The sequence below is a fragment of the Vandammella animalimorsus genome, assembly GCF_002285265.1.
Lineage (GTDB): Bacteria > Pseudomonadota > Gammaproteobacteria > Burkholderiales > Burkholderiaceae_C > Lampropedia.
In genome coordinates, this window is the sequence record NZ_NSJB01000003.1 from 80665 (window position 1) to 97920 (window position 17256).

Below are 17256 nucleotides of genomic sequence, written 5' to 3' on the forward strand. Positions count from 1 at the left end.
GACTCACTCCTCTTCCTCTATCAAGATAGTTGACAAAAAATCACTGATTTGCGTACTAATGAGATGAATATACGGAACCTGACTGCCTTGCAGCCTAATTGTCGCTCCAGTTTGACCGCTCCGACTATCCCACACCACCCCTTCACACCCCTGAGCGCTGCCAGGAGCTTGCGAAATTCTTGCATTGATCAACCAGCCTACATCTTTTGAATACTTTATTCTTTCGCTTACAGAAATTGATTCTGGCATCTCAAACCAACACTTGAAGATAGCAGGCCTCTTCCACCTTGGATGCTCAGTTCCTCTTACCCCCCAAAAAACAAAACCCTGAGCAACCCCATCAGAATGCTTCAAATCAGCCAAAGAATCTACGCCAAAATTCGGATATAAATCAATAGGATATCGAGAATGGGGAATTTTTGAGACCCATCTCCAGTCCTCATTAAATTTTTTAATATTGTCGCGAAAAGACTGGGACGGATTTTTGTAAGAATTGACGGAAATTCCATTAACAAGAACGTTTAATAATTTTTCTTGATCTTCATCATAATGAAGAATTTTTACCTTAAATAATCTCGGATAAGCGCTTAGAGCCTTACTGTCTTTGCAGCGCCAAAATTCACCTTCATCCGCCCTGATCAATAAACCGGAGATGGTTTCCACAACATCTTTTCCCTGGTGCTGAAACACTCGAATCTTGCAAGGGTTTTTCGCCGCTGCCAGCCGAGCCTCCAATCTGGCATCCATACGCAGCTTGTACGAGGTAATAAAATACGCCATGCCGCCTACCCCAAACACCATCAAGGCCACCAGCAATTTTTTTTGCCATTCCGGAATTCGCAATCTTTCGAGCATACCTCAATAACCGAACCATGAAATGATTGCAGCCCTCAGCACCAAGTTAAAAACCAAAATCAATTTAAAACATAGAAATCAGAAATTATTCTTTGGACTCTATCCTTGATTCGCCTCCAGTCTTTCAAATACATCTTATGATACCTAACCTCAACAGCCGTCGCTGATGAGGGCATATACAAGTGATGTCGACAATAGGAAAGCCTTGTATTGCTATTAAAGCACTCTACAACATCGGAAATTTCCTCACCCACATCCATCTTATAATAATAATTTTTATTATCCATATATGAAAAATCATCACTAAGATCCTGCTCCGGAAAACACCACTCCAAATCAAATACCCGACTTTGATTTTTCTTGTAATAAAATTTATTCTCAGCCAACCCTGTAAAACAAGGAGAAGAAAGACGCTTCATCTTGCGGTGACGATCTGGATAATTACTCCCAGAAAATACATAAATTGTTGTCCCATCCTCGAATTCCCCAATCTTCATCCTATCGCCCTGCCCACTGATCAGATATTCAAAATTGGTTCTCAATATAAATCCATTGATGATGTGCTCCTGCGTTTTGGGGTTCTTGGCATCGTCGTAGGACAATAAAAAAGCCCATCTCTTAGGCACTTCCACGGTGACCCCACCCAGGTCGCCACGGTAGTTCGCCCCTTTCTGGGACAGCTTGATGGACACGGAGTAATTTTCCTCACCGAATGGCGTACTTTCTTTCAGGATTTTTTGCAAATCCCGTATTTCCTTCATGACCTGGCTTTGGCTGACTGCGACCGGCCTTTGCTGGTCTGACAAGGCTTTTTTGGCGCGGTCGACTGCGCCCAGCAAGGCGATGACAATGCCTACGCCAAGAATGACGGCAATTGCAATGCGCCTACGGTTTCCAAAGATGTAATGCATGCTGCTCAGGCTGTGGGATAAGCTTTTGGATCACGACGAAGGACGGGCATAAAGCCATTGTGTTGAGGCTCGCATCTTGTACGAGTCACTGACAGGAAATACCACCATGCTGCGATTCGTTACGCTTTATAGCCCACCACTGCAAGCGGGTACAGCGGGTTAATGTCAAACATCGTCAAAGCGCAATGCAGAATGCATTAATCACCACACAATTGGCTTGAATTGGCGCGCAAGACATGGCGCGCGATTGGGCAGCCGTGTGCATCCCTGGCCAGCGCATGCAGCTGCGCACCGGCATATTCGCTGGCAAGCTCCAACTCCAGGGCCGCCGGCTTGGCAAACTGTGGGAAGGCCTGCACAAATCGCAGCGCCGTGTGCATCTGCGGATTCGGGCGGTCTGCGGCGTTGCTCGTCCTCGCAATGGCGGGGGCCATTGCTGCGGCTCGCGCCTTGCAGCCCATCCCGAACCGCAGCGCCCACTTTGCCGCTGGATTCGTGCAGGCCTTCGCTTGAATTATTCGGCGCTTGCTCTACACTTTCGCGCTTTTTCCGCGCCCTGGCCGGCATGCAGGCGGCATCTGCTGCGGCCTGCCCGGGCGCTTGTTGTGTGCTCATGAAATCGCTGCTTTCGGATCTGGCCGTGCTCTGGCGCATGCGCTCGCTGCTGCGCGTGCTCACGCGGCGCGAGCTGGCCGCGCGCTTTGCCGGCTCGGCCGGCGGCATCGTCTGGGCCTGGGTGCAGCCGGTCTTGACGATCGCCTGCTATTTCATCGTCTTCGATCTGGTGTTTGCCATGCGCCTGGGCGAGCACGCGCCGGCCGAGCGCGTGGGCACGTTTCTGATCGTGGGCATGGTCGGCTGGATGGCCTTTGCCGAGATGACCCAGCGCGCCATGCACAGCCTGGTGGACGTGGGCGGATTGCTGCAGAAGAATCCGCTGCCGCCGGTGCTGTTCCCGACCCGCTCAGTGCTCACCAGCGCCCTGGTCTACATCCCCCTGTTCCTGCTGCTGGCGCTGGCCTACTGGCCGCAGCACGGGGGCAGCAGCGCGCTGCTGGCACTGCCCGTGCTGGTGGGGCTGCAGGTGCTGCTGGCCTGGATGCTGGGCTTTTTGCTGGCCATGCTGATGGCGGCGCTGCGCGATGTGGCGCAAATCGTGGCCTTTGCGTTCTCGATCGGCGTGTTTGCTGCGCCCATCCTGTTTCCGCTGACGATGTTCCCCGAGCGCTGGCGCTGGCTGCTCTGGCTCAATCCGATGACGCCTTTCGTGCTGGGCTACCAGCACATTCTGCTGGGCGGGCATTGGCCGCCCGTGAGCATCTGGGCCGCCGTGGCCGCAGGGTTGCTGCTGGCGGCCTGGCTGCTCGATACCGTGTTGCGCCGCAGCCGCGATCAATTGGTGGACTGGCTATGAGCGGCAGCAGCACTCCCCAGGCCCAACCCGGCAGCGGCCCCGTCGTGCTGCGCGCCAGCGGCATCGGCAAGGAGTACAAGCTCTACGACTCGCCGCGCCAGCGCCTCAAGGCCCTGCTCACCGGGCGCGCCTACCACCGCAGCCACTGGGCGCTGCGCGATGTCTCGTTCGAGCTGCGCCGCGGCCAGTGCATCGGCATCATCGGCGACAACGGCGCGGGCAAGAGCTCGCTGCTCAAGCTGCTGGCCGGCACGCTGCAGCCCTCGGCCGGGCAGATCGAGCGCCTGGGCCGCATCACCGCCATTCTGGAGCTGGGCGCGGGCTTCCACCCGGATTTCACCGGGCGCGACAACTTGTATTTCGGCGGCAGCATGATTGGCATCGGCCACGAGCAGATGCGCGCGCTGGAGCCCGAGATCATCGCCTTTGCCGGGCTGGGCGACGCGCTGCAGCGCCCGGTCAAGACCTATTCCTCGGGCATGGTGGTGCGCCTGGCCTTTGCGCTGATGACGGCCGTGCCGCCGGACGTGCTGATCGTCGACGAGGCGCTGGCCGTGGGCGATCAGGTGTTCCAGAAAAAATGCGTCGAGCGCATCATGGCCTTCAAGGAGCAAGGCTGCACCATCCTGTTTTGCTCGCACAGCCCCTACCACATCCGCACGCTGTGCGACCAGGCCATGTGGCTCGATGGCGGGCGCATCAAGGAGTTCGGCCCGACCGAGCCCGTGCTGGGCGCCTACGAGATGCACACCCGCCTGCGCCAACAGGCCGAGCAGGCCGAGCAAGCCGCGCCGGCCGGGCCCGCGCAGCCTGACACGGCCGATGCCCAGGCACAGCCCGCCCCCGCGGCAGCGCCTGCCAATGCCCAAGCCACGCCCGCCGAAACCAATGCCACCGACGCGCAGGCCGCCGCACCCAGCGCAGCGCCCGAAGCCAACGTGGCCCATCTGCTGTCGGTGGTGATGGCCCACACCGATCCGGGCGAGGAAATCCCGCTGCTGCAAAGCCGCGATCTGGTGGTCACCATCACGGCGCGCGGCCAGGGCGATGAGCGCCCCAACATCGGCTTCATGCTGGAGCAATCCAAGGGCGTGGGCATCACCTCGCTGGCCACGCACGAGGAAGGCGCCGCGCCGCGCCAGCTCGCCGATGGCAGCTGGCAATCGGTGCTGACCTTTCCCGATCTGCCCCTGCACAGCGGCCAGTACGTCATCAGCGCCTTCTTGTTCGATGCCAGCGGCCTGGTCGTCTACGACGAGTGGCTGCGCTTCAAGCACTTTCGCTTCGTCACGCCCACGTTGATGCCCGGGCTGGTCAAGCTGCCGCACCACTGGTCCTAAAGCGCAGCGCCTGCGGTTTTCCCTTTGCCCACCACTTCATTGCCATGATGCCCATCACTGACCCCGGCGCCGCGCAGCAGCTGCTGGCGCAAGGCCAGGCCGCGCTGCAGCGCGGCGATCTGCCCGCTGCTGCCCAGGCCCTGGGCGCCGCCCGCGGCCACGCCGACACGCGGCTTGCGGCCCACAATCTGATCGAGCAGCACCGGCTCGACGGCGCCTTTGGCGCCTGGACCGGGCTGGACTGCACGATCTCGCCGGCCGACGACATCTTCCATTTCTTCGCCGGCCACCCCACCTCCATCAACCCGCTGCGCGACTACTTTGCCGATGGCTGGCGCACGCTGGCCGAGCTGATGCTGCTGATGGAGGCTGCAGGCAAGCCGCTGCTGGGCACGCAGCACTTTCTGGAGTTCGCCAGCGGCCACGGGCGCTTTACGCGGCATCTGGTCAAGGCCCTGGGCGCGCCGCGCGTGACGGTCTCGGACGTGGTGCCCGATGCCGTGGCCTTCGCCCGCCAGACCTTTGGCGTGGCCGGTTTCGTCTCCAGCAACGACCCGCAGGCCCTGGCCTGGCCGCGCCAGTGGGACGTGGTGTTCGTGCTCTCGCTGTTCAGCCATCTGCCCGCCTCACGCTGGAGCCCCTGGTTGGCGCATTTGTATGCTGCCGTGCAGCCCGGCGGGCTGCTGATCTTCACGACCCACGGCGCCGAGGCGCTGCGCAAGCAAAACGTCCAGCTCGACGAGAGCGGCTTTCGCTTCTTTGCCTCCAGCGAATCGAACGCCATCGACGCCCAGGAATACGGCACGACCTTCACCTCCAGCCAGTTCGTACGCCAACAGATCGCCCAGCATCTGCCGGGCAGCCAGCTGCTGTGCCACCAGGAGGCCTGCTTCTGGAGCCACCAGGACGCCTTCGTGCTGCAAAAGCCGCAACCCGCAGGCTAAGTACTGAACAGCCATGCGCAGCGCCAGCCCGACCATGCCCGCCGCCGCAGGCTGCCACCACAGCCGCCGGCCTGCCAGGCCGTTGCTGCCCGTGCGCTGGCTCATGGCCCTGCTGCTGGCGCTGGCCCTGCTGGCCGGGCTGGGCCAGGCCCGCGCGGTCACGGCCCCTGAAGCCATCGCCGCCACGGCCCCCAGCCAGGCCATCCCGGCCGAGACGCAGCAACAGCAGGCCGGCCAGGCTTTTCTGGAAAGCGTGCAGCTCGATGCCCAGCGGCGCCTGACGCTCTCTGGCTGGGCCGGGCTCTACCACGGCAACGCCTTCATCACCCAGGCCACCGTCTGGGTTGGCGACACCGCCATCTACACCGGCCGCCTGGGCTACGCCCTCGACCGGCCCGGCGTGGCCCAGCACACCGGACGCGCTCTATGGCAAAGCAGTGGTTTTTCCCTGCCGGTGCGCATTCCGGCGCACATCGCCGCCGGCCCGGCGCGCCTGCGCATGCAGGTGCTGGCCACCGATGGCAGTCGCATTGATGTGGTGCCGCTGCACGGCAGCGAACAGATCGACATCCCCCCTGCGACGCAGGCCCCGGCCGCTGCGCGCTGGATGCTGGGCCTGGCCCTGGCGCTGCCCTTGCTGGCCTGGTGCCTGGGCCTGGAGCGCCCGCGCCGCGCCGCCGGCCTACCCCCCTCGCCAACGACACCCGCCCAAGCCAGCGCCGCGCTGGCCGCCGATGCAGCGGGCGCGCGCCGCTTCGGCCTGGCCCTGCTGGCATCGCTGGCGCTGTTGGTCGGCGCTGGCTGGACGGGCTCCTCACTGCCGCTGTTGCTGGAGCAGGCCAACCGCGCCGCGCCGCTGGTGGCGCACGATGCCCAGCTGCTCTACGGCCAGGCGCAGGCCGTGCGCTCGGACGAGTGGCTGGTGGTCACGCCACTGGCCATCAGCCAGGCGCACGCCACGCCGCGCTGGCCGGGCATCAACCCCCTGCACGGCTGGCCGGGGCAGAACATGCATGTGGTGGGCATGACGGGCGTGCCCATCGCCCACTGGGCGACCCTGGCGCGCCCGGCCACTTGGGGCTTCTTTGTGCTGCCGCTGCGTCAGGCCCTGGCCTGGGCCTGGTGGCTGCCATTCTTTCTGTGCTTTGCCACGCTGTGGTGGCTGCTGCGCCGCACGTTTGCCCTGCCCTGGCGGCAGGCTGCGCTGCTGGCCACCAGCGTCAGCGCCTCGGGCTATGCGGTGAGCTGGTCGGGCTGGCCTGCCTATGCCATTGGCCTGGCTGCGGCCGTTACCCTGGCGGCCCAACAGCTGCTGCGCAGCCGCGGCCCCATACAGGCCGGGCTGGCCGCCGTCGCCCTGGGCTGGGCCGGTGCGGCGCTGGTGCTGCTGCTTTACCCGGCCTGGCAGGTGCCGCTGGGCTATCTGATGGCACTGCTGGGCCTAGCTTGGGCCTGGCAACAACGCCAGCAATTGCCCATGCTGCAAGCGCCGCAGTGGCGGGCCCTGGGCCTGACCGCCGCTCTGGCCGCGCTGACGGCCGCCGCCTTGCTGCTGGCCTGGCTGAACGAAGGCGGCCCGGCCATCGAAGCCTTGCGCCAGACCATCTACCCCGGCGCGCGCTCCACCGACCTGGGCGGCTATGTCGACCCCTGGCATCTGCTCAAGGGCATGACCAATCTGGTGACGCTGCACACCTCGTCGCTGTGGTCCATCCCCAGCGACTCGGGCGGCTACATCTACGTACTGCCGCCGCTGGCGCTGGCCACGGCGCTGCGCTGCTGGGCGCTGCGGCGTGTGGATGCCATGGCCCTGGCGCTGTGGCTGTTCATCGCCTGGCTGCTGGCCTATATGTTCATCGGCCTGCCCGGCTGGCTGAGCAAGGCCTCGCTGTGGAGCCTGGCGCCGGCATTTCGCACCGACATCGCGCTGGGCCTGGCCCAGGCCCTGGTGCTGGCCTGGCTGCTGGCACCGGCCAATCAGCCCACCACCGGCCAGGCCTGGCAGCAGGCGCCGCGCTGGCTGGCGCTGCTGGCCGGCCTGGGCTTTGCCTGGCACACGCACCAACTGCTGGGCATGCAGCCCCTGCCCAGCCAGGACTGGCTGCTGCCCGGCAGCTGGTGGCTGATCTGCGCCCTGGCCGGCCTCATCGCCGCCTGGCTGGTGCGCGGCCAGATCATGCAGGCCGTGACCCTGCTTTGCCTGTGGGGGTTGGCCACGGCCTTGCCCTTCAACCCACTGGGCCTGGCGCCCAGCCATTTGCGCCCAGCGCCCGCCTTGCAGCAGGCCCTGAGCGATTGGCCTGCGGCTGCGCCGTCGTCTGGTCAGGCAAGCAGCACGGGCCCTCGACTGGCCGTGGTCAGCGAACCTGCCTGGGCCAACGCATTGGCCGCCAGCGGCGTGGCCGTGCTCAACACCACCTTCTATGAGCCGCCCTTGGCCCTGTGGCAGCGGCTGGATCCGCAGCAACAGCTGCGCGAGCAATACAACCGCTATCAGCACCTGCACATCGTGCTGCAACCCCAGCCCAGCGCCGCTGCCGGCTGGAGCGCCGCGGCACCGAACATGGATCGGGTCGAGCTGCGCCTGGATCCGCAGCGCTTCGATTTCCGCCTGCTGCCCATCGACGCCGTACTGGCCAACTGGCGCGATGCAGGGCAACTGCAGGCCAATCCCAGCCTGCAGGAGCGGGCCAGGCAAGCCAATGCCAGCCAAACCGCAGATGGCGCCCAGGACGATGGCTGGGTGCTGTTTGCCGTGCAATCTGGCCAATGAATCGCCGGCCCTTGCCGCGCCCAGGCCCCGGGCACGCCGCGCGCCCATCCAGCCAACCCTATCGGCGCAAAAAAACAGGCCACACTTTCGTGTGGCCTGTTGGCATTTGGTTGCGCGAGGAGGATTTGAACCTCCGACCTTTGGGTTATGAGCCCAACGAGCTACCAGGCTGCTCCATCGCGCGGTAAGCCGCTAGTATAGCACCGTTTTATTCTGCCGCTTGCTTTTCTGCAGAAATTTCTTCCTGCTCTTCGGGGCGGTCGACCAGCTCCATCAGCGCCATGGGGGCGTTGTCGCCCACGCGGAAGCCCATTTTCAGGATGCGCGTGTAGCCACCGGGACGGGCCTTGTAGCGAGGGCCCAGCTCGGTGAACAGCTTGGTGACGGCCTCGCGATCGCGCAGGCGACTGAATGCCAGGCGGCGGTTGGCCACCGAGTCGTTCTTGGCCAGGGTGATCAGGGGCTCGACCACGCGGCGCAATTCCTTGGCCTTGGGCAAGGTGGTCTTGATCAGCTCGTGGTGAATGAGCGAATTGCTCATGTTGCGCAGCATGGCCTGGCGGTGTGCGCTGGTGCGGTTCAGTTTACGAAGTCCGTTGCGGTGTCGCATAGTGTTTCCTTATCAAAATGGCTGCGGGCCGGATCAGGTACCCGCAGGTGCAACAAAAACAGGGGGTAGGTCAAGAGAGTCTGTCTGGCAAGCCCAAGGCTGTGAAGCCTGGCTGGGCGGCAAGCCCAGGAAAAGGGGTAAGCCCCTTCACCCAAGCATCCGTCGCTGCGCCCAAGGACATCACTCCAGACCAGCGGGCGGCCAGTTCTCCAGCTTCATGCCCAGGGTCAGGCCACGCGAGGCCAGCACTTCCTTGATCTCGTTGAGCGATTTGCGCCCCAGATTCGGGGTCTTGAGCAGCTCGTTGTCGGTGCGCTGGATCAGATCGCCGATGTAGTAGATGTTCTCGGCCTTGAGGCAGTTGGCCGAACGCACCGTCAGCTCCAGCTCGTCCACCGGACGCAGCAGGATCGGGTCGAAGGTCGCGGCGCTGCGCGAGGCAGCAGGCGCATCGAAGGCGGCCAGATCGCCATCGTCAAGCTGTGCAAACACGGCCAGTTGCTCCACGAGGATCTTGGCCGAGGTGCGCACCGCATCTTCGGCCGTGATCGCGCCATTGGTCTCGATTTCCATGACCAGCTTGTCCAGGTCGGTGCGCTGCTCCACACGGGCGTTTTCCACTGTGTAGTTGACGCGCAGCACCGGCGAGAACGAGGCGTCCAGCACGATGCGACCGATCGACTTGTTCGACTCATCGCCAAAGCGACGCACCGTACCGGGCACATAGCCGCGGCCTTTCTCGACCTTGATCTGCATGTCCAGCTTGGCGCCTTGCGACATGTGGGCAATGACGTGCTCGGGGTTCACGATCTCCACATCGTGCGGCGTCTGGATGTCCGCCGCCGTGACCACGCCTTCGCCGTCCTTGCGCAGGCTCAGCGTCACTTCATCGCGGTTGTGCAGCTTGAAGACCACGCCCTTGAGGTTCAGCAAGATGCCGACCACGTCCTCTTGGATGCCATCGATGCTGGAGAACTCGTGCAGCACGCCCGCGATCGTGACCTCGGTGGGTGCATAGCCAATCATCGACGACAGCAGGACCCGGCGCAGCGCGTTGCCCAAGGTGTGGCCATAGCCACGCTCGAACGGCTCGAGCTCGACCTTGGCTCGGTTGTGGCCGATTTGTTCCACGCTGATGGTCTTGGGCTTTAGCAAATTGGTCTGCATATTTACTTCCTGTCAATACCCCCGGCTCGTTACACCGGTAAGGCTGGTGAAGCGAATAAACCGCGAACGGAGTCGCGGTTCAAATGAGTGATTCCATTTCCCGATGAAGGCTGCACACGAAGTGTTGCTGTAGACATTGGCAGGCCAAGGCCGGCGGGTGCTCCAGCAGCAATGCTTGCATCGAGAAATGGAATGAATCAGGCCGGATCAACGCGAATACAGTTCGACGATCAGCGATTCGTTGATGTCTGCACCGAACTCATCACGATCGGGGGCTTTCTTGAAAGTGCCCTCTGCCTTGTCGACAGCCACTTCCACCCAGCCCGGGAAGCCCAGTTGCTGTGCCAGTTGCAGCGCTTCCTGCACACGGGCCTGGTTGCGCGACTTCTCACGCACAGCCACCACGTCACCGGCCTTGACTTGGTAGGAGGGAATGTTCACCGGCTGACCATTGACCAGGATCGCCTTGTGCGAAACCAGCTGGCGCGCCTCGGCACGGGTCGAGCCAAAGCCCATGCGGTAAACGACGTTGTCCAGGCGCGACTCCAGCAGCGACAGCAGGTTGGAGCCGGTGTTGCCACGGCGGCGGTCGGCCTCGGCGAAGTAGCGGCGGAATTGCTTTTCCAGCACGCCGTACATGCGGCGAACCTTCTGCTTTTCACGCAACTGCAGACCGTAGTCGGAAGTGCGCGCACCGGAAGTGCGGCCATGCTGACCGGGCTTGGTATCGAACTTGGCCTTGTCGGCGATGGAGCGACGAGCGCTCTTGAGGAACAGATCCGTGCCTTCACGGCGGGACAGTTTGGCCTTGGGCCCAATATAACGTGCCACTTGATTTCCTTTGATTCAGCTGCTGCATGGCCCACAGCCATGCAGGAGCCACACGCGCCTCATCGCGGCAACGGTGGCGGTGGTCTTGACGAAGAGATTAGATGCGACGGCGCTTTTGCGGACGGCAGCCGTTGTGCGGAATCGGGGTCACATCGGAGATCGATGTGATGCGAATGCCCAGGGCGCCCAAGGCGCGCACCGAAGATTCACGACCGGGGCCTGGCCCCTTGATTTCCACATCCAGGTTTTTGATGCCGTGTTCGATGGCGGCGCGGCCAGCCACCTCGGAAGCAACCTGGGCAGCGAACGGGGTCGACTTGCGCGAGCCCTTGAAGCCCTGGCCACCGGAGGAAGCCCACGACAGAGCGTTGCCCTGGCGATCGGTGATGGTGATGATGGTGTTGTTGAACGATGCATGAATGTGGGCAACACCATCCGCAATGTTCTTGCGGACTTTCTTGCGCACACGCTGCGACGCGGAAGAGCCTTTAGCCATTGTGTTCCTTCAATGCCAACTGGATAAATCGCGACCCATTCCATTGCCCATCCCAGAGAAACCGATGATGGGCATACCACCCCCATTGAGCAGCGCAGCTGCATACTGCACCACGCCTGCTCATGCGGCAGCAACTGAGGCCAGGAATGGATGGTCGAGGTAATTACTTGACGCCCTTGCGCGGACCCTTGCGGGTGCGTGCATTGGTACGGGTACGCTGGCCACGCATGGGCAGGCCACGGCGATGACGGAAGCCACGATAGCAGCCGATATCCATCAGGCGCTTGATGTTCATCGTGGTTTCACGGCGCAGGTCACCCTCGATCGTGAACTGGGCGATCTGGTCGCGAATCTTCTCCAGGTCGGCATCCGTCAGGTCCTTGACCTTCTTGGAATACTCGATGCCTGCGGCTTCGCAGATCTTGCGTGCGCGCGAGCGACCGATGCCATAGATTGCCGTCAAGCCGATTTCTGTGTGCTTGTGCGGCGGTACGTTGATACCAGCAATACGTGCCATAACCGTCCTCTAATTCCTCAACCCTGACGCTGCTTGTGGCGCAGGTCTGTGCAGATCACGCGCACCACACCATTGCGGCGAATGATCTTGCAATTTCTACACATCTTCTTCACAGAAGCGGAAACTTTCATTGCGAACTCCCAAAATCCAAAAAGCCAAGATTCTCAAAAATCAATCCGAGCATGCAGGCATTCAAGACAACAGTTCCTCAACGGGCCGTGAGCTTGAAATTGCCCTTCTTCAGCAGCGACTCGTACTGCTGCGACACCACATAGTTCTGCACCTGCGCCATGAAATCCATGGTCACGACGACCAGAATCAGCAACGAGGTACCGCCGAAGTAGAACGGCACGTTGTACTTCAGTGTCAGGAACTCGGGGAAGAGGCAGACGGCAGTGATATAGATCGCACCTGCCAGCGTCAAGCGGGCGAGGATTTTATCAATATATTTCGCTGTCTGCTCGCCTGGACGAATCCCGGGCACGAAAGCGCCACTCTTCTTCAGGTTGTCTGCCGTTTCACGGCTGTTGAACACCAGCGCCGTGTAGAAGAAACAGAAGAAGATGATCGCCGATGCCAGCAGCAGTACATAGATGGGCTGACCCGGCGTGAGCTTGGCCGCCGCATCGCGCAGGCCGCGCATGAACCAGTTCGACGACTCGCCACTGCTGAGCCAGCTCACCAGGGTGGCCGGCAGCAAAATGATCGAGGAGGCGAAGATCGGCGGGATCACCCCTGCCATGTTCAGCTTGAGCGGCAGGTGCGACGCCGGGCTGGCATACATCTTGTTGCCGACCTGACGGCGCGCATAGTTCACCAGGATCTTGCGCTGCGCCCGTTCAACAAAAACCACGAAATAGGTCACCAGCACCACCAGGGCCATGATGAACAGCAGCGTGACGATGTGCATCGCACCTGTGCGCACCAACTCCAGCGTGCCCGAAATGGCGCTGGGCAAGCCAGCGGCAATGCCAGCAAAGATCAGGATCGAGATCCCGTTGCCGACGCCTCGCTCAGTGATCTGCTCGCCCAGCCACATCATGAACAGCGTCCCCGCCGTCAGCGAGACCATCGTCGTGACCTTGAAGCTCAGACCTGGATTGAACACCAGGCCAGGCTGGCTCTCCAGCATCACGGCAATGCCCATGGACTGGAACAGCGCCAGCACCAGCGTGAAATAGCGCGTGTACTGCGTGATCTTGCGCCGCCCCGCTTCCCCATCCTTCTTCAGAGACACCAGTGCGGGCACCACATAGGTCATCAACTGAATGATGATCGATGCGGAGATGTAGGGCATGATCCCCAGCGCCAGCACCGAGAAACGCTCCAATGCACCACCGGAGAACATGTTGAAGAGGTCGAGGATGCCCTGCGAGCCCGAGAACATTTCCTCAAGCCGCGCAGGATTGATCCCAGGCACCGGCACATGCGTGCCGATGCGGTAGACCACCAGCGCCAGCAGCAAAAACACCAACCTGCGGCGCAGGTCGGCAAATTTGCCGGGTTTTGCCAATTGAGCGGAATTCGTTGCCAAGATCAAGCCCCATTCATGGTAGGTCAATGCAGTGCAAGCCGTGCCTTGTGGCCTCAGCCTGACTTTCTTGTGGAAACGCCAGAGCCACACCCCACAGACAGAGCCGGCCGCTGGCCGGCTCTGTCACTGTACGCTTGTCGCGCAAGATGTGCCAATTCAGGCCAGCGAGCCGCCGGCAGCCTCGATCGCAGCCTTTGCCCCTGCCGTGGCGCCAATGCCGGTCAGCTTGACAGCTCGGGTCAGCTCCCCGGACTTGACCACTTTGACCACCTTGGCGATGGAACGCACCAGACCTGCCTGCTTGAGCACCAGGATGTCGACCTCGGCAGCGCCCAGGCGCTCCAGTTCGGCAAGTGTGACCTCGGCATTGAACTTCAGCGTCGTGGACTTGAAGCCGCGCTTGGGCAGGCGGCGCTGCAGTGGCATCTGACCGCCTTCAAAACCGACCTTGTGATAGCCGCCGGCGCGGGACTTCTGCCCCTTGTGACCGCGGCCTGCTGTCTTGCCCAGGCCGGAGCCAATGCCGCGACCGACACGGCGCTTGGCATGCTTGGCTCCCGCTGCGGGCTTGATGGTATTGAGTTGCATCATCCACCCCTTAGAGGACTCGGACCAGATAGCTGATCTTGTTAATCATTCCACGCACTTCGGGCGTGTCCTTGAGTTCACTGACGCTGTTGAGCCTGCGCAGGCCCAGGCCGCGCACCGTGGCGCGGTGCGATTGATTCGTACCAATCGGACTGCGAACCAGTTGAACCTTGATGGTTTGGTTTGTAGACATCGTGTGCACCTCTCTCAGGCCAGCAGGTCTTCGACCGACAGGCCACGCTTGGCGGCGATTTCTGCCGGCGTCGTCGAGCGCTTGAGCGCATCCAGGGTGGCGCGAACCATGTTGTAGGGATTGCTCGAACCGTGGCTCTTGGCCACGATGTCGGTGATGCCGACCACTTCGAACACGGCGCGCATCGGACCGCCAGCGATGATGCCAGTGCCCTTCGGGGCCGGCGCGAGCATGACGCGCGCAGCACCGTGCTGACCATGCACGCCATGGTGCAGCGTGCCATTCTTCAGCGAGACCTTGATCATGCTGCGGCGCGCTTCTTCCATGGACTTCTGCACAGCCGAGGGCACTTCCTTGGACTTGCCCTTGCCCATGCCGATGCGGCCATCGCCGTCACCCACGACGGACAGCGCAGCAAAGCCCAGGATACGACCGCCCTTGACCACCTTGGTGGTGCGGTTGACGGAGATCATCTTCTCCTTCATGCCGTCATCACGGCTGTCGTCTTGCGTTTTTGCTTGGTTTTTGGTTGCCATTGCCATTCGCCTCAATCAGAACTGCAAGCCCGCTTCGCGCGCGGCTTCCGCCAGCGCCTTCACGCGGCCGTGATATGCAAAGCCAGCGCGATCGAACGCCACCTTCTCAACACCGGCGGCCTTGGCCTTCTCTGCAATGCGCTTGCCCACGGCGGTGGCGCCTTCGGCGCTACCGCCCTTGACGGAGCCGCGCAACTCTCCTTCGAGCGAAGATGCCGTGGCCAGAACCTTGGCGCCATCCTCGGAGATCACGGTGGCATAGATATGCTGGTTGGTACGATGCACCGTCAGGCGTGCAACGCCTTGCTTGGCAATGCGTACGCGGGTTTGACGGGCACGGCGCAAACGCTGTTCTTTCTTGTTCAACATCTTGCAGCCCCTTATTTCTTCTTGGTTTCCTTGATCGTGACCACCTCATCCGAATAGCGGATGCCCTTGCCCTTGTAGGGCTCGGGGGGGCGCACTTCACGCACGACGGCCGCGAACTGGCCCAGCACCTGCTTGTTCGCGCTCTTGAGCACGATCTCGGTGGGCGTGGGCGTTGCCGCCGTCACACCTTCGGGCAGATCGAATTCGACCGGATGCGAGAAACCCACGGCCAGGTTGAGCTTGTTGCCGCTGACTGCAGCCTTGAAGCCCACGCCCACCAGGTTGAGCTTGCGCTCGAAGCCCTTGGAGACACCGACCACCATGTTGTTGACCAGCTGGCGCAGCGTGCCTGCCAGAGCATCCGCCTGGCGCGACTCGTTGGCGGGGGCAAACGTCAGCACACCGCCGTCCTGGCTGATCTTGACCTGCGCGTTGTCGGCCACGGACAGCTGGCCGCCAGAGCCCTTGACGGCGATCTGACCGTCCTTGATCGTCACTTCGACGCCGGAGGGAATCACCACGGGTGTTTTTGCAACTCGAGACATTTCAATATTCCTCCAATTGCGCATCAGGCCACGAAGCACAGCACCTCGCCGCCGACACCGGCAGCACGGGCTTTGCGATCGGTCATCACACCCTTGGGCGTGGTCACGATGGCCACACCCAGGCCATTCATCACCTGCGGGATGGACTTGCTGGGCTTGTAGACACGCAAACCAGGCTTGCTCACGCGCTCGATGCGCTCGATCACCGGGCGACCTGCGTAGTACTTGAGATCGACGCGGATGTCGGCCTTGGCGCCATCGCGCACAACTTCGAAACCGTCGATGTAGCCTTCGTCCTTGAGCACCTGCAGGATGGCCTGCTTGAGCTTGGAGGAAGGAACCGTCACGGAAGGCTTGGAGACCATTTGCGCATTGCGGATGCGGGTCAACAAGTCGGCGATAGGATCACTCATGCTCATGATTCATTACTCCCGTCTGCTTACCAGCTTGCCTTGATGACACCGGGGATATCGCCCGACATGGCCAGCTCACGCACCTTGGCACGCGCCAGACCGAACTGGCGGAAGGTGCCACGCGGACGCCCCGTCATTTCGCAGCGGTTGCGCTGGCGTGTCGGGTTGGCGTTGCGCGGCAGCTTCTGCAGCGCCAGGCGGGCTTGGTAACGCTCTTCGTCGCTGCGCTTGGCATCGTCGACGATGGCCTTCAATTCGGCGCGCTTGGCAGCGTACTTAGCCACCAGCTTCGTGCGCTTGAGCTCTCTTTCAATCAATGCTTTTTTAGCCACACTGCACCTCAATTCTTGAACGGGAAACGGAACGCAGCCAACAGCGCCTTGGCTTCCTCGTCCGTCTTGGCTGTGGTCGTGATGCTGATGTTCAGGCCACGCAGCGCATCCACCTTGTCGTACTCGATCTCAGGGAAGATGATCTGCTCTTTGACGCCCACGTTGTAATTACCGCGACCGTCGAAAGACTTGCCCGAAATACCACGGAAGTCGCGCACGCGCGGCAACGCGATGGTCACGAAGCGATCGAGGAATTCGTACATGCGCACGCCACGCAGCGTCACCATGCAGCCGATGGGCTGACCTTCGCGGATCTTGAAGCCCGCAATGGCTTTGCGCGCCTTGGTCACCACGGGCTTCTGGCCGGCGATCTTGGTCAGATCGGCCACGGCGTTTTCCATGATCTTCTTGTCGGCGACTGCCTCGCCCACACCCATGTTCAGGGTGATCTTGGTGATGCGCGGCACTTCCATGACCGACTTGTAGCCAAATTGCTTGGTCAGGTCGCCGACGACTTTTTCACGATAGAACTGTTGCAGACGCGCCATTTATGCCACCTTGATCGCTTCACCGCTGGAGCGGAACACGCGCACGCGGCGCGCACCCTTGTCCGCCGACAAATCCACCTTGATCGCCACGCGATCGGCCTTGCCGGTCGCGGGGTTGTAGATCGCCACGTTGGACTGATGGATGGGCATGGTCTTGTCCACGATGCCACCCATCTCACCCTTCATCGGATTGGGGCGCACGTGCTTCTTGACCACGTTCACACCCTCGACGACCAGATAGTTCTCATCCTTGCGCGAGAGCACCACGCCGCGCTTACCCTTGTCGCGACCGGTCAACACGATGACTTCATCGCCCTTGCGAATCTTGTTCATGCCACAC

The 17256-nt window shown here is 61.7% G+C and carries 23 protein-coding genes and 1 tRNA gene; 4 read left to right on the forward strand and 20 right to left on the reverse strand.

All coding sequences use genetic code 11. The annotated features are described in order from the left end of the window. Nucleotides 1-3: 3 nt before the first annotated feature. The 3 genes from CK625_RS13645 to CK625_RS06465 form a co-directional block, all read right to left on the reverse strand. On the reverse strand, nucleotides 4-855 hold the full coding sequence (locus tag CK625_RS13645; RefSeq protein WP_143326203.1) for a hypothetical protein: 852 nt from the start codon (nucleotides 853-855) through the stop codon (nucleotides 4-6). Between the two features lie 59 nt (nucleotides 856-914). After that, nucleotides 915-1766, reverse strand: coding sequence for a hypothetical protein (locus CK625_RS13650; protein ID WP_143326204.1), 852 nt, complete (start codon nucleotides 1764-1766; stop codon nucleotides 915-917). Nucleotides 1767-1963: 197 nt separating this feature from the next. After that, the gene (locus CK625_RS06465) at nucleotides 1964-2200 is read right to left on the reverse strand and encodes a hypothetical protein (RefSeq protein ID WP_143326205.1); all 237 of its coding nucleotides are present in this window, start codon (nucleotides 2198-2200) and stop codon (nucleotides 1964-1966) included. Between the two features lie 179 nt (nucleotides 2201-2379). Between CK625_RS06465 and CK625_RS06470 the strand changes: the two genes are divergently transcribed. From CK625_RS06470 to CK625_RS06485, 4 genes are read left to right on the forward strand one after another with little or no spacing between them, the layout of a single operon-like run. Next, the gene (locus CK625_RS06470; protein ID WP_095539492.1) at nucleotides 2380-3180 is read left to right on the forward strand and encodes an ABC transporter permease; all 801 of its coding nucleotides are present in this window, start codon (nucleotides 2380-2382) and stop codon (nucleotides 3178-3180) included. Further along, complete coding sequence (locus CK625_RS06475) at nucleotides 3177-4520, forward strand: ABC transporter ATP-binding protein (protein ID WP_095539493.1); 1344 nt, start codon at nucleotides 3177-3179, stop codon at nucleotides 4518-4520. The genes CK625_RS06470 and CK625_RS06475 overlap by 4 nt, the downstream gene beginning before the upstream one ends. 44 nt (nucleotides 4521-4564) lie before the next feature. Continuing rightward, nucleotides 4565-5464, forward strand: coding sequence for an SAM-dependent methyltransferase (locus CK625_RS06480; RefSeq protein WP_238945546.1), 900 nt, complete (start codon nucleotides 4565-4567; stop codon nucleotides 5462-5464). A 13-nt stretch (nucleotides 5465-5477) separates the two neighbouring features. Continuing rightward, a complete protein-coding gene (locus tag CK625_RS06485; protein ID WP_095539494.1) occupies nucleotides 5478-8237 on the forward strand; it encodes a DUF7657 domain-containing protein in 2760 nt (919 codons plus the stop codon). 107 nt (nucleotides 8238-8344) lie between these two features. Here CK625_RS06485 and CK625_RS06490 read toward each other — a convergent pair. The 17 genes from CK625_RS06490 to rplX all read right to left on the reverse strand — a co-directional run bounded on the left by CK625_RS06490 (nucleotide 8345) and on the right by rplX (nucleotide 17249). Beyond that, nucleotides 8345-8421 (reverse strand) — tRNA-Met (locus CK625_RS06490). Nucleotides 8422-8445: 24 nt separating this feature from the next. Then, nucleotides 8446-8847, reverse strand: a complete 402-nt coding sequence (gene rplQ / locus CK625_RS06495; protein ID WP_095539495.1) for a 50S ribosomal protein L17 — start codon at nucleotides 8845-8847, stop codon at nucleotides 8446-8448. Between the two features lie 180 nt (nucleotides 8848-9027). Then, the gene (locus tag CK625_RS06500; RefSeq protein WP_095539496.1) at nucleotides 9028-10014 is read right to left on the reverse strand and encodes a DNA-directed RNA polymerase subunit alpha; all 987 of its coding nucleotides are present in this window, start codon (nucleotides 10012-10014) and stop codon (nucleotides 9028-9030) included. A gap of 207 nt (nucleotides 10015-10221) precedes the next feature. Next, complete coding sequence (gene rpsD, locus CK625_RS06505) at nucleotides 10222-10845, reverse strand: 30S ribosomal protein S4 (RefSeq protein WP_095539497.1); 624 nt, start codon at nucleotides 10843-10845, stop codon at nucleotides 10222-10224. Nucleotides 10846-10942: 97 nt separating this feature from the next. Then, the gene (rpsK, locus tag CK625_RS06510) at nucleotides 10943-11341 is read right to left on the reverse strand and encodes a 30S ribosomal protein S11 (RefSeq protein ID WP_095539498.1); all 399 of its coding nucleotides are present in this window, start codon (nucleotides 11339-11341) and stop codon (nucleotides 10943-10945) included. Between the two features lie 163 nt (nucleotides 11342-11504). Beyond that, nucleotides 11505-11858 carry a 30S ribosomal protein S13 gene (rpsM, locus tag CK625_RS06515; protein ID WP_095539499.1) on the reverse strand — a complete coding sequence of 118 codons (354 nt, stop codon included), beginning with the start codon at nucleotides 11856-11858 and terminating at the stop codon, nucleotides 11505-11507. Nucleotides 11859-11875: 17 nt separating this feature from the next. Then, on the reverse strand, nucleotides 11876-11989 hold the full coding sequence (rpmJ, locus tag CK625_RS06520; protein ID WP_084824836.1) for a 50S ribosomal protein L36: 114 nt from the start codon (nucleotides 11987-11989) through the stop codon (nucleotides 11876-11878). 77 nt (nucleotides 11990-12066) lie between these two features. After that, the gene (secY, locus tag CK625_RS06525; RefSeq protein WP_095539683.1) at nucleotides 12067-13392 is read right to left on the reverse strand and encodes a preprotein translocase subunit SecY; all 1326 of its coding nucleotides are present in this window, start codon (nucleotides 13390-13392) and stop codon (nucleotides 12067-12069) included. 156 nt (nucleotides 13393-13548) lie between these two features. Then, entirely contained in the window at nucleotides 13549-13980 is a 432-nt protein-coding gene (gene rplO / locus CK625_RS06530; RefSeq protein ID WP_095539684.1) for a 50S ribosomal protein L15, read from the reverse strand. Between the two features lie 10 nt (nucleotides 13981-13990). After that, complete coding sequence (gene rpmD / locus CK625_RS06535; RefSeq protein ID WP_095539500.1) at nucleotides 13991-14173, reverse strand: 50S ribosomal protein L30; 183 nt, start codon at nucleotides 14171-14173, stop codon at nucleotides 13991-13993. Between the two features lie 14 nt (nucleotides 14174-14187). Beyond that, a complete protein-coding gene (rpsE, locus tag CK625_RS06540) occupies nucleotides 14188-14709 on the reverse strand; it encodes a 30S ribosomal protein S5 (RefSeq protein WP_095539501.1) in 522 nt (173 codons plus the stop codon). A 15-nt stretch (nucleotides 14710-14724) separates the two neighbouring features. Then, on the reverse strand, nucleotides 14725-15078 hold the full coding sequence (rplR, locus tag CK625_RS06545) for a 50S ribosomal protein L18 (protein ID WP_095539502.1): 354 nt from the start codon (nucleotides 15076-15078) through the stop codon (nucleotides 14725-14727). Between the two features lie 11 nt (nucleotides 15079-15089). Continuing rightward, nucleotides 15090-15623, reverse strand: coding sequence for a 50S ribosomal protein L6 (gene rplF / locus CK625_RS06550; protein ID WP_095539503.1), 534 nt, complete (start codon nucleotides 15621-15623; stop codon nucleotides 15090-15092). Between the two features lie 23 nt (nucleotides 15624-15646). Further along, a complete protein-coding gene (gene rpsH / locus CK625_RS06555; RefSeq protein ID WP_095539504.1) occupies nucleotides 15647-16042 on the reverse strand; it encodes a 30S ribosomal protein S8 in 396 nt (131 codons plus the stop codon). Nucleotides 16043-16062: 20 nt separating this feature from the next. Further along, nucleotides 16063-16368 carry a 30S ribosomal protein S14 gene (gene rpsN / locus CK625_RS06560; protein WP_095539505.1) on the reverse strand — a complete coding sequence of 102 codons (306 nt, stop codon included), beginning with the start codon at nucleotides 16366-16368 and terminating at the stop codon, nucleotides 16063-16065. Nucleotides 16369-16376: 8 nt separating this feature from the next. Beyond that, nucleotides 16377-16916 carry a 50S ribosomal protein L5 gene (gene rplE, locus CK625_RS13905; RefSeq protein WP_095557455.1) on the reverse strand — a complete coding sequence of 180 codons (540 nt, stop codon included), beginning with the start codon at nucleotides 16914-16916 and terminating at the stop codon, nucleotides 16377-16379. Beyond that, nucleotides 16917-17249, reverse strand: a complete 333-nt coding sequence (rplX, locus tag CK625_RS13910) for a 50S ribosomal protein L24 (RefSeq protein WP_095557454.1) — start codon at nucleotides 17247-17249, stop codon at nucleotides 16917-16919. Nucleotides 17250-17256 lie beyond the last annotated feature (7 nt).